Source organism: Microcystis sp. LE19-10.1B (assembly GCF_027530565.1).
In the GTDB taxonomy this organism is placed as follows: Bacteria; Cyanobacteriota; Cyanobacteriia; order Cyanobacteriales; family Microcystaceae; genus Microcystis; species Microcystis aeruginosa.
The window spans coordinates 1-2,083 of sequence record NZ_JAPZQM010000438.1; the positions used below are offsets into that span (position 1 = coordinate 1).

General features: G+C 39.5%; 4 protein-coding genes. 3 read left to right on the forward strand and 1 reads right to left on the reverse strand.

The features are described 5' to 3' along the window. Positions 1 to 31: 31 nt before the first annotated feature. Positions 32 to 193 carry a hypothetical protein gene (locus O9332_RS15910; RefSeq protein ID WP_502846657.1) on the forward strand — a complete coding sequence of 54 codons (162 nt, stop codon included), beginning with the start codon at positions 32 to 34 and terminating at the stop codon, positions 191 to 193. 27 nt (positions 194 to 220) lie between these two features. Here O9332_RS15910 and petM read toward each other — a convergent pair whose 3' ends face one another. Continuing rightward, on the reverse strand, positions 221 to 334 hold the full coding sequence (gene petM, locus O9332_RS15915) for a cytochrome b6-f complex subunit PetM (RefSeq protein ID WP_002731506.1): 114 nt from the start codon (positions 332 to 334) through the stop codon (positions 221 to 223). A gap of 303 nt (positions 335 to 637) precedes the next feature. Here petM and O9332_RS15920 point away from each other — a divergent pair, with 303 nt between their 5' ends. After that, positions 638 to 1,159, forward strand: a complete 522-nt coding sequence (locus O9332_RS15920) for a DUF192 domain-containing protein (protein WP_081417822.1) — start codon at positions 638 to 640, stop codon at positions 1,157 to 1,159. Positions 1,160 to 1,533: 374 nt separating this feature from the next. Then, on the forward strand, positions 1,534 to 1,728 hold the full coding sequence (locus tag O9332_RS15925; protein WP_002757016.1) for a DUF2949 domain-containing protein: 195 nt from the start codon (positions 1,534 to 1,536) through the stop codon (positions 1,726 to 1,728). Positions 1,729 to 2,083 lie beyond the last annotated feature (355 nt).

Genomic DNA, 2,083 nt, shown 5'->3' on the forward strand with positions numbered 1-2,083 from the left:
AACCCTTATATAGAAAGGCATTTAGCGATTTTTGTCAATTATTTCTTATCTAGAGCGAACTAATCAATTAAGTCTCTTGCCAGATAAGGATTTAGTCGATTTATGCCCCCCTATCGAACCATACCAAGTAACGAAGAACCTTGATTTTCTCTTAATTACTTTTGATCGGGAAAAATTAGTTCATGATTACTAATAAAGTAACCATGAACGGAAAAACAAGCTATTCCGCTTCTCCACCTTGGATTTTGAGGAGGAGAAAACCCCAAGCTAATCCGACGAGGACGAGAACGATCGCCACGATCGGCCCATTAAATAACATACTTTCTGCGGTCATGGTGATTGCTCCTGAGCCTACAATAATCGATCATATAGATAAGTGGTATTTTAACCTACGAAGGCGATCGACTGCTGCCGGACTAGGGCAAAATTGAGGGGGAAAATCGGCCAATAACTTTGAGAATTTTCCTAGTATATACGTTCTAGCAATCCTGCCCCTCTCCTCAAGGAAGGATGCTCACCCCCATGCTAGATATTTTTAATACTATCTTTATATTTGCTGTCGCCACTTTATGATAATGTCTTATCTGCTTAATTTTCCACTTATACTAGAAAAATTAAGTATTGATAACTATTGGTGATGACTGGTAAAAAATCATTTATGCTCAAGATCAAGTTAATACTATTTTTAGGTTTGTTGCTGCTGAGTTGTCAATCGACTAATCTCAATGGTAATAATAGTTCAATGGCTCAGATTACGACTGAGAATCAAGGGCAAATATTACCGATCACGGCCAAAGCAGATATTAATGGTGAGATGATTGAGTTAGAAGTGGCTCAAACCCAGGAACAACAGGCCAAGGGTTTAATGTATCGCTCGTCTTTGGAGAAAAATCGCGGTATGCTATTTCCCTTTGCACAACCTCTGATGGCCCGGTTTTGGATGAAAAATGTCTCGATTCCTCTAGACATGATTTTTCTAAAAGATGGTATAGTAAAAGCAGTTTTGCTGAATGTCCCCCCTTGTGCTGTCGATCCTTGTCCTGTCTATGGGCCAAACACCATGGTTAATCAAGTGATCGAACTAGCCGGGGGCCGAGCCAAAGAATTAGGAGTGAAAGAAGGAGATAAAATTAAGATTGAGTCTATCTCAAGACCTTGATTTTTGAAAATGGTGTTAACTTTCTTATAGAAGGTGTCCCTTGTCTGGAAATATAAGTATGGCTTTTAGAAGCTATTACGCATTTATACTGTTTAAGATATAACCATATCGATTAAGATTTTTATAGTCTATCAAGTCATAGATTGAATAATCTTTACCCTTGATATAGATAGATTAAACAGAGACAAAATTCTGCTCGATCTAACGGGACTATCTTAAGAGAGCCAGCGATTTTTAGGAAAGCGCTCTCTATCATCGGGATAGCTTAGATACAGAAAAAACGGTCGCAAGACTAACTGTCCTTGAAACCGCTCAGGTAGTGTTTTGTTAAAATCACGAGATATACTATAACTATTGAGGAAAAAAATCCCCCTATGTCCACGATTGCCTATTCCCAATTCCGACGATTTCTACAAGAGGAATTGTCCCTTCCCCAAGAATCGATCGCTATGGCCGAGCGCTCGATCCAATCTGATAAAATTCATTTACCGATGATTCTCTGGCAGTACGGTTTAGTGACCTTGGAACAATTAGACAAAATTTATGATTTTCTCGAAGAGGTAGTCTAATCTTACAATTGCTCACTATTGACAAGGAGAATAATTGCCATGGCTGCTCATAGTTTCTGGCACAGTTTGAAAATTCCGATCCCAAAAACTACCAATCATCACTTGAGAAGTGGGTTATTTAAACCCACTTTTTTAATAACTATACAATTGAGAATTATCGATTAACTGCTCAGTCCATGAAACCCCATGACCAATTTGCCAAAAATTACCTTGAACGCAACATCTCAAAAACCGCTGAGAGGTAAGATGAAAGCCACGACAGCATCTCTGGCCTCTCAGCCTATCGCCTGTGGCTGTTAGGTAGTGTCTAGCTAGTGACCAACTTCCAGGCTGAGACTGTTCTGGGGAGCCGCCC

Excerpts from the sequence above, each read along its gene's own strand:
- petM (WP_002731506.1), bottom strand. The coding sequence starts at position 334 with ATGACCGCAGAAAGTATGTTATTTAATGGGCCGATCGTGGCGATCGTT.
- O9332_RS15920 (WP_081417822.1), top strand. The coding sequence starts at position 638 with ATGACTGGTAAAAAATCATTTATGCTCAAGATCAAGTTAATACTATTT.
- O9332_RS15925 (WP_002757016.1), top strand. The coding sequence starts at position 1,534 with ATGTCCACGATTGCCTATTCCCAATTCCGACGATTTCTACAAGAGGAA.